Annotated in this window: 8 protein-coding genes; 1 reads left to right on the top strand and 7 read right to left on the bottom strand. The window is 62.8% G+C overall.

Features of this window, described 5'->3' with window-relative positions; all coding sequences use genetic code 11:
• Window positions 1–218 (top strand): hypothetical protein (locus NKH97_RS29625; RefSeq protein WP_352799390.1); only part of this gene is annotated, 218 nt, incomplete at its 5' end.
• Window positions 219–234: 16 nt separating this feature from the next.
• On the opposite strand, the gene groL is transcribed toward NKH97_RS29625, so the two are convergent.
• The 7 genes from groL to bioB all read right to left on the bottom strand — a co-directional run bounded on the left by groL (window position 235) and on the right by bioB (window position 7,701).
• A complete protein-coding gene (groL, locus tag NKH97_RS29620) occupies window positions 235–1,890 on the bottom strand; it encodes a chaperonin GroEL (RefSeq protein WP_352707998.1) in 1,656 nt (551 codons plus the stop codon).
• Between the two features lie 63 nt (window positions 1,891–1,953).
• Entirely contained in the window at window positions 1,954–2,250 is a 297-nt protein-coding gene (groES, locus tag NKH97_RS29615; protein ID WP_019863563.1) for a co-chaperone GroES, read from the bottom strand.
• A 430-nt stretch (window positions 2,251–2,680) separates the two neighbouring features.
• Window positions 2,681–3,664 carry a 3-oxopimeloyl-[acyl-carrier-protein] synthase BioZ gene (gene bioZ / locus NKH97_RS29610; protein WP_023766585.1) on the bottom strand — a complete coding sequence of 328 codons (984 nt, stop codon included), beginning with the start codon at window positions 3,662–3,664 and terminating at the stop codon, window positions 2,681–2,683.
• Complete coding sequence (locus tag NKH97_RS29605) at window positions 3,661–4,926, bottom strand: adenosylmethionine--8-amino-7-oxononanoate transaminase (protein WP_352631748.1); 1,266 nt, start codon at window positions 4,924–4,926, stop codon at window positions 3,661–3,663. The genes bioZ and NKH97_RS29605 overlap by 4 nt, the downstream gene beginning before the upstream one ends.
• The gene (gene bioD / locus NKH97_RS29600; protein ID WP_352799387.1) at window positions 4,926–5,561 is read right to left on the bottom strand and encodes a dethiobiotin synthase; all 636 of its coding nucleotides are present in this window, start codon (window positions 5,559–5,561) and stop codon (window positions 4,926–4,928) included. Before bioD ends, NKH97_RS29605 begins: the two co-directional genes overlap by 1 nt.
• Window positions 5,558–6,706 carry an 8-amino-7-oxononanoate synthase gene (locus NKH97_RS29595; protein ID WP_352799385.1) on the bottom strand — a complete coding sequence of 383 codons (1,149 nt, stop codon included), beginning with the start codon at window positions 6,704–6,706 and terminating at the stop codon, window positions 5,558–5,560. The genes bioD and NKH97_RS29595 overlap by 4 nt, the downstream gene beginning before the upstream one ends.
• Window positions 6,703–7,701 (bottom strand): biotin synthase BioB, encoded by a 999-nt coding sequence (gene bioB / locus NKH97_RS29590; RefSeq protein WP_352799395.1) that lies wholly within the window; start codon window positions 7,699–7,701, stop codon window positions 6,703–6,705. The genes NKH97_RS29595 and bioB overlap by 4 nt, the downstream gene beginning before the upstream one ends.
• Between the last annotated feature and the right edge of the window lie 22 nt (window positions 7,702–7,723).

Below are 7,723 nucleotides of genomic sequence, written 5' to 3'. Positions count from 1 at the left end.
TGTCAGCTTCGCCGGCCGAAATGCCAGATGCGACCGTCTCCACAACGGATTCGGTGGACGAAACGGTCGTGTCAGCGAACCGTCTGGCCGAGCGTTTTTCCTCCAAGTGCGTTGGTGCGCAAGGCTCGAACGAGATCCTCGGGACTGCACCTCCAAGGTGTCGATCATGTTCGGCACACAAGGAAAGGGCGGCATTGCTGCCGCCCTTGCCACTGTAGGTTGATAGGGGCTGGATTAGAAATCCATGCCGCCCATGCCGCCCATGCCGCCGCCGCCCATGCCGCCAGGCATGCCGCCGCCAGCCGACTCCTTCTTGGGAGCCTCCGCGATCATGGCTTCGGTGGTGACCAGCAGGCCGGCGACCGAGGCCGCGTCCTGGAGGGCCGTGCGGACAACCTTGACCGGATCGACGATGCCCATGGCGATCATGTCGCCATACTCGCCGGTCTGGGCGTTGTAACCGAAGGTCAAGCCCTTGTTCTCAAGGATCTTGCCGGCAACGATCGATGCTTCCGCACCGGCGTTGGCCGCGATCTGGCGGGCCGGAGCCTGCAGCGCACGACGAACGATGTTGATGCCGGCGGCCTGGTCGGCATTGACGCCGGTGACCTTGATGTCGGCCGAAGCGCGCAGGAGAGCGACGCCGCCGCCTGCAACGATGCCTTCTTCGACGGCCGCGCGGGTCGCGTTGAGGGCGTCATCGACGCGGTCCTTCTTTTCCTTGACTTCGACTTCCGTCGCACCGCCGACGCGGATCACCGCAACGCCGCCGGCGAGCTTCGCCAGACGTTCCTGCAGCTTCTCCTTGTCGTAGTCCGAAGTGGTCTCTTCGATCTGCTGCTTGATCTGGGCAACGCGGCCCTGGATCTCGGCCTTCTTGCCGGCACCGTCGACGATGGTGGTGTTCTCCTTGGAGATCGACACCTTCTTGGCGCGGCCGAGCATGTTGAGGCCGACGTTCTCGAGCTTGATGCCGAGGTCTTCGGAGATGACCTGGCCACCGGTGAGGATGGCGATGTCTTCCAGCATGGCCTTGCGGCGATCACCGAAGCCCGGCGCCTTGACGGCGGCGATCTTCAGGCCGCCACGCAGCTTGTTGACGACCAGCGTGGCCAGGGCCTCGCCTTCGACGTCTTCCGAGATGATGAGCAGCGGCTTCGAGGTCTGCACGACGGCTTCGAGAACCGGCAGCATCGCCTGCAGGTTGGACAGCTTCTTCTCGTGCAGGAGGATGTAGACGTCCTCGAGCTCGGCAACCATCTTGTCGGCGTTGGTGACGAAGTAGGGCGAGAGATAGCCGCGGTCGAACTGCATGCCTTCGACGACCTCGAGTTCAGTCTCGGCGGTCTTGGCTTCCTCAACCGTGATGACGCCTTCGTTGCCGACCTTCTGCATCGCTTCGGCGATCATCTTGCCGACCGACTCGTCGCCATTGCCGGCGATCGTGCCGACCTGGGCAACTTCCTCGGAGGTCTTGATCTTCTTGGCAGCCTTGCCGAGCGCCGCGACGACTTCGGTCACGGCCAGATCGATGCCGCGCTTCAGGTCCATCGGGTTCATGCCGGCGGCAACGGCCTTGTTGCCTTCCTGGACGATCGACTGCGCCAGAACGGTCGCGGTTGTGGTGCCGTCACCGGCGATGTCGTTGGTCTTCGAAGCAACTTCGCGGATCATCTGCGCGCCCATGTTTTCGAACTTGTCGGAAAGTTCGATTTCCTTGGCGACGGTGACCCCGTCCTTGGTGATGCGCGGTGCGCCGAACGACTTGTCGATGACGACGTTGCGGCCCTTGGGGCCGAGGGTGACCTTCACCGCGTCGGCGAGGATGTTGATGCCGTGAAGCATGCGCTCACGGGCATCGCGGGAGAATTTTACGTCTTTGGCAGCCATTTTTTTACTCCTGGGCATCTCGCCCGAAATTCAGATTTGATGGTGCGAAGGAAAGGCCTGATATCAGCCGATGATGCCCATAATGTCGGATTCCTTCATGATCAGAAGGTCTTCGCCATTGAGCTTGACTTCGGTACCCGACCACTTGCCGAACAGGATGCGGTCGCCGGCCTTGACGTCCAGCGGGACCAGCTTGCCAGCTTCGTCACGAGCGCCGGAGCCGACGGCGATGATCTCGCCTTCCTGCGGCTTTTCCTTCGCCGTATCCGGGATGATGATCCCGCCGGCGGTCTTGGATTCGGATTCGACCCGGCGAACGACCACGCGGTCATGCAGCGGCCGGAAATTCGACTTTGCCATTTTTGGATGTCCTTGGTGCGGATGTTGAACGGTTCTCCGTTGCCGGAGCGTGCTTAGCACTCAGCGGAAGCGAGTGCTAACGCGGCAATGAGATAAGCCGCATGCTCCTGCTAGTCAAGACGAAAGAGCAAAGAGCAAAGAGAAAAGAGCAGACAGCAAAGAGAAGAGAGCAAAGAGCGTGTAAGCATCGAGCCTTTTATGTGAACAATGTCGGGTATCAGACATATATGGGGCGGCTCACCCTTTGTATTTGAGCTTTATTCAGATGGCACGAATGATGCAACAGGTGATGCATTTGATCTCATCCAGAGGCTCGCACGGGGTCGTGCTGCGTCAGCTCGGTCATGTCGAGCTTCAGAAGGCCATTTTGGCATTGGTTCTGTTGCCCTATTCCCATTCATGACCAGTCCTGCGCGCGTGAGCCGGCCGGCTAGATTCCAACCACGAGAGCGCCGCCGCTGAGACCCGCACCCGCCGCCGACAGAAGGATTTTCTCTCCAGGCTGGAATGGCTCCGTCTGGTTGGCGAGCGAGAGCGACAGCGGGATCGTCGCGGCCGAAGAGTTGCCGTATTCGGCAATCGTCTTGACAATTGCTTGGTCCGCGATGCCGAGGTTCCTCCCGACCGCGTCGAAAATCCGAGTATTGGCCTGATGGGGCACGAACCGGCCGAGATCGTGTGGCCGCACTCCGGCAGCGGCTAGCGCGCTTATTGAGCAATTGGTCATCATCTCGACGGCCTTTGCGAACACTTCGCGGCCGTCCGTCATCCTCATTCGGGTTTGCGCGAGATCGAGGTCACCGTGGAACGGCTTGTTGCTTCCTCCTGCGGGAATCTGGATCAGCCCGTATCGCGAGCCGTCCGAAGCCACCGAGGCACCGAGAATGCCCCGATCAGCATCATCGCACTGACCGATCACCAGGGCGCCGGCGGCATCGGCAAACAGGACCGAGCTTGCGCGCTCGGCTGGATTGATGCGGCGGCTGAGGATATTGGCGGCGATAACAAGGCTCGCTTTGCCGTGCAGGCGGGTAAATCCGTCCGCAAACATCAGCGCATAGATGAAGCCGGCGCAGGCGCCTGTCAGATCCACCGCGCCTGCGCTGCCAAGGCCAAGCTTGTGTGCGACCAGCGGCGCGCTCGGCGGCAGAAGATGGTCGGGCGTCGAGGTGGCAAGCAACAGCAGACCGATGTCGTGGCGCGCAATACCGGCGTTCGCCAGCGCCATGTCGCCGGCCTGCGCAGCAAGACCAGACAGCGTGTCTTCGTCGGTTGCCCAGAAGCGCGACCGTATCCCGGTACGCCTTTCGATCCAGCCTGGATCAAGACCGAGATTGCTCTCGATTTCGGCATTCGCCACCTTTCGCCCAGGCGCATGATGGCCAAACCCGAGAATGCGCGACGACTTGCTCATGGCCTGGACCCGAAGCGTTCGCCCGCCTCCTCAATGGCGTCATAGAGTCGCTCGAGCTCGTCGCCGGTGATGCAATAGGGTGGCAGAAGGTAGAGGACATTGCCGAGCGGGCGCACAAGTAGCCCTCGCTCGAGGAAGAAAGCGCGCAGTTTCGGTCCGATCTCGGCGAGATAACCTGCGGAACCGGTTCGCAGGTCGAGCGCCGCGATCGTGCCGGTCGCCCGGCAGTCGGTGAAGAAGCTGTTGTCGCGAAAGCGTCGAAGCCCGGTGGCCTGCATTGCGCTCAAGGCCGCAATGCGCTCGGCCACCGGCTCGTCCCGCCAGATCTCGACATTGGCAAGTGCTGCCGCGCAGGCAATCGGGTTGGCAGTGTAGGAGCTCGAATGGAAAAACGTCTTCTTCCGGTCCTCGGAATAATGAGCCTGGAAGATGGCATCGGTGGCAAGCGTTACGGCCAGCGGGATGGCGCCGCCGGTCAGGCCTTTCGAGGTGCACAGGATATCTGGAGAGATCGATGCCTGCTCGCAGGCGAACATGGTTCCGGTCCGCCCCCAGCCGGTCATCACTTCGTCGGCGATCAGCAGCGTGCCGGAGGCCTCAGTGATCTTCTTCAATTCGGCCAGAATTGAAGCCGGATACATCAGCATGCCGCCGGCGCCCAGCACCAGCGGCTCGACGATTAAGGCTGCGGCTCGTCGATCGCGGGTCACAGCCTCTAAACGATCCAGCGTCTCCTGCTCGCGCCCCGCTGCCGGAAAGGGGATGGTGGCGACCTCGAACAGCAAGGGTTCGTAGGCGGCGTTGAACACGCCACGCGCACCGACGCTCATCGTGCCGATCGTGTCGCCATGATAGCTGTGATGCATGACGACGATGCGCGAGCGTGGGGCGCCGATGTTGCGGAAATAACCGAGCGCCATCTTCAGCGCTACTTCGACCGAGGTCGAGCCACTGTCGGAATAGAACACCCAGTCGAGTCCAGCGGGAGCGAGGCCGACAAGCGCCTTGGCCAAGCGCTCTGCTGGCTCGTGCGTGAAGCCCGCAAAGATAATCTGGTCGAGGCTCGACGCGGTTGTCTCGATTGCCTTCATGATGCGGGGATGGCGGTGGCCATGTGTGACGACCCACCAGGAGGAGATGGCGTCCAGGATGCGGGCGCCGTCGGCCCTGCGGAGATAGGCGCCTTCAGTCCGGACGATTTCTGGGATCGCAGGCTCGAGCGCGTGCTGGGTGAAGGGATGCCAGACATGAGACTGCGACATCAGTCACCTCCAGTAATCGAGGCGAAGGCGAAGCCGGCAATCATTGCGTCCCTCAGTGTCTTGGCCGTCAGCAGATCGAGGTGCGGCAGCCTGCCGAGCTGCGGCGCACCGCTGAATTCCACGATGGTCCGTTGCGTATCGGCCATCTCATCGCCGATGAAAGCGATGCCGGCCAACGGGATGGATCGGGCGCGGAGCGCCTCGATCGAGAGCAAGGTGTGGTTGATGGTGCCGAGCGTGGTGCGGGCGCACAGAATAACGGGCAGCCGCCATTCAGCGAAGATGTCGATGAGCCTTGTGCGCCGGTTAAGCGGCACCATCAGGCCGCCGGAGCCTTCGATGACGAGCGGCGTCGGTAGGACGGGAAAAGCAAGATCGGCAGCCTTGATCGCCACGCCGTCGATCTCGGCCGAACGATGCGGCGACAGCGGGCTCCGCAAGCGGTAGGCTTCCGGCAGCACGCGCTCTGAGGGCAAGCCGGCAAGCCGCGCGACCACTTCGCTGTCGGTCTCGCCGTCGAGGCCCGATTGCACCGGTTTCCAGTAAAAGCCGTCGAGCAAACCGGCGAGCCCAGCCGCAAACACGGTCTTGCCAACTCCCGTGTCGGTTCCGGTGATGACGATGCGTTGGGTCATACCGCCTCCGGTGATGTTTGGGCCAACACCTCGACCAGCGCCTCGACCATGGCGGAAATGTCGGCTTCGCCGATATTGAGCGTCAGTGAGATGCGCAGCCGCGACGTGCGCACGGTCGGAGGACGAATACCGCGTATGTCGAAGCCGCGGGCCTGCAGGCGCGCCGCCACTGCCATGGTGCGCCTGACATCGCCGATTACGAGGGGCTGGATCTGCGAGCCGCTGGGTATCACGCCGCAGCGCTCGGCCAGCTGGCGGCCGGCGAGGGCAACGCGTTCATGCAGCTGAACACGCCGCATAGGCTCGTCGGCGAGCATTGCGAGTGCTTCGCGCACTGCCACTGCCATCAGCGGCGATGGCGCGGTGGCGTAGATGAATGGCCGGCAACGGTTGATCAGATACTCGCACAGTGTCCTCGGCCCCGTCACGAGCCCACCAGATGCGCCGAGCGCCTTGCCGCAGGTATGGAGCGCGACGATGTTGTCGCGGCCCTCGAAAGCGGCGGCAAGCCCCCGGCCGTCCGGTCCCCAGACGCCGGTCGAATGCGCCTCGTCAATGACGATGAATGCCTCGTGCCGATCAGCAAGCGCGACCAGGCTTTCCAAAGGCGCGCGGTCGCCATCCATGCTGTAAAGGCTCTCCACCGCGATCCAGACGCGCCCCATGCCGCCTGCGGCGCGCCAACGCGTGATCGCATCCTCGACAGCGGTGGCGTCGTTGTGCGCGGCCAGCACGAACTGTGCGCGCCCGGCCTGCGCACCCTCATGCATGCTGGCATGGGCGAGCTCATCGAGAACCAAAAGATCGCCCTTCTGCGGCAGGGCACTCAGCAGAGCGAAGTTGGCGATGTAGCCGCTGCCGAAGAACAGCGCGCGGTCGGCTCCAAAGAATGCCGCCGCGTCTGCCTCGAGCTGCTCGTGTTCCGGTGCATTGCCGCGCAACAGCCGCGACCCGGTGGCGCCAACCGGCGTGCCCCGCGCAATCGCCGCCACAACAGCATCGCCAAGTCTCCTGGACGAGGCCAGCCCGAGATAGTCGTTCGACGAGAAGTCCAGCCCGGCGCGGGGCGAAAGCGTCCGCAGCCGGTCCTTGCGCGCCAGCCTCTTCAAGGTCGCATCATAACTGGCAAGCGGCGCCCCGTTCATTGCGCCTCGAGTTCCATCGGCTCGATGCCGAGACGGCGGAACAGAAGGCTATCCTTGTCCTCACCGGGATTGTCCGCCGTCAGCAGCGTGTCGCCGACGAAAATCGAGTTGGCGCCGGCAAAAAAGCACAGCGCCTGCATCTCGTCAGTCATGGCCATACGGCCGGCGGAGAGACGGATATGCGATTTCGGCATCATGATGCGCGCCAGCGCGATCACGCGCACGAATTCGATCGGCTCAATGGGCTTGGCATCGGCAAGCGGCGTGCCGGCGATCGGAATCAGCATGTTGATCGGAATGCTTTGCGGATGTTCCGGCAGATTGGCCAGCGTCACCAGCATGTCGATCCGGTCCACCGGCTCCTCGCCCATGCCGATAATGCCGCCGCAGCAGACCTTGATGCCAGATTGGCGAACGTGCTCAAGCGTGTCGAGCCGCTCGGCATAGCCGCGCGTGCTGATGACCTCGCTGTAGTAGCGTTCCGACGTATCGATGTTGTGGTTGTAATAGTCGAGACCCGCCTGCTTCAGACGAGCGGCTTGCTCAAGATCGAGCATGCCCAGCGTCATGCAGGTCTCCATGCCCAGCGCCTTGACGCCCTCGACCATCGCCACCATCGCATCCATGTCGCGCGCCTTGGGGTTTCGCCAGGCCGCGCCCATGCAATAACGCGTGGCGCCGGCATCACGCGCCTTGGTCGCCTCGGCGATGACGCGCCGGACCTCCATCAGCTTCGACGCCTTCAGGCCGGTTTCGTGACGCGCCGACTGGCTGCAATAGCCACAATCCTCCGGGCATCCTCCCGTCTTGATGCTGAGCAGCCGGCTGAGCTGGACCTTGTTTGGATCGAAATTCTGGCGGTGCACCGTTTGCGCCAGGAAGAGGAGATTGTTGAAGGGGGCATGGTAAAGTGCCTGAGCCTTCTCCAGGGTCCACGCTCCGGGGTCAGGGGATTGAGCCTGTGGCGATGTCTGCGTTGAACCTGCCGTTTGCATGTCCATGCTGTTCCTCCGGTCT

The sequence above is a fragment of the Mesorhizobium sp. M0870 genome (genome assembly GCF_040319775.1).
GTDB lineage: Bacteria > Pseudomonadota > Alphaproteobacteria > Rhizobiales > Rhizobiaceae > Mesorhizobium.
This window is presented reverse-complemented; position numbering and strand designations above follow the sequence as displayed.